This window comes from Iodobacter sp. CM08 (assembly GCF_033446605.1).
Taxonomy (GTDB): domain Bacteria; phylum Pseudomonadota; class Gammaproteobacteria; order Burkholderiales; family Chitinibacteraceae; genus Iodobacter.
Map to the genome: position 1 here is coordinate 1 of NZ_JAWQUO010000099.1, position 1,122 is coordinate 1,122.

The following is a 1,122-nucleotide window of genomic DNA, read 5'->3' on the forward strand; positions in this document are numbered from 1 at the left end:
GGCGTGAAGTTAATACCGCAGCTTGGGCGGTGTTCAGCGCTACCGCTTGATCAGTAGTTAAGCCTACCAAGGAAGCAGTGCTGAGGTTGACGGCTTGATCGGTGGTCAAGTTGTTTACTTGATCGGTGGTCAGGGCCTTAACTTGCGCACTGGACAAGACGGCAATGGCGCTAGTGCTGATCACCACTAAATCACGGGTTTCTAGGGCAGCGATATTGCTGGTGCTGAAGGCCGCAATTTGGCGAGTGGTTAAGACCGCAGCTTGGGCGGTGGTTAAAGCTACCACTTGATCAGAGGTCAAGCCTGCTAGGGAGCTAGAGCTTAAGTTTACCACTTGATCGGTGGTCAAGTTATTCACTTGATCAGTAGTCAAAGCTTTAACTTGGGCACTGGATAGAACGGCAATGGCGCTGGTGCTAATCACCGCTAGATCACGGGTTTCTAGGGCGGCGATATTGCTGGTGCTGAGTGCGGCCACTTGACGTGAAGTCAATACAGCAGCTTGAGCTGTGGTCAGTGCCGCAACTTGATCGGTACCTAAACCACTGGCCACCACGCTGGTGCTCAGTGCCACCACTTGATCTGTCGTCAAATTAGCGACTTGGGCGGTGGTAAAGGCTTTGGATTGCGCGGTGCTCAATGCTGCAATGCCGCTGGTTCTTAAGACTTGTAGATCGGTGGTTTCCAGAGCCGCAATGCTGTTGGTGGAGAGTGCAGCAATCTGGCTGGACGACAACGTTGCAGCTTGATCTGTGGTCAGAGCAACAGTTTGATCGCTAGTCAATACGCGCACTTGGTTGGTCGACAAGGCGGCAATCGAGCTGGTGCTCAAGACGGCTACATCACGGGTTTCAAGTGCGGCGATATTGCTGGTGCTGAGCGCGGCCACTTGGCGTGAAGTTAATACCGCAGCTTGGGCGGTGTTCAGCGCCACCGCTTGATCAGTAGTTAAGCCTGCCAAGGAAGCAGTGCTGAGGTTGACGGCTTGATCGGTGGTCAAGTTGTTTACTTGATCGGTGGTCAAGGCCTTAACTTGCGCACTGGACAAGACAGCAATGGCGCTGCTGCTAATCACCACTAAATCACGGGTTTCTAGCGCAGCGATATTGCTGGTGCTCAAAG

1 protein-coding gene is annotated in these 1,122 nt (G+C 53.2%); it reads right to left on the reverse strand.

Translation table 11 applies throughout. The features are described 5' to 3' along the window. Positions 1-1,122 (reverse strand): hypothetical protein (locus tag R6242_RS22235; RefSeq protein WP_412100829.1); only part of this gene is annotated, 1,122 nt, incomplete at both ends.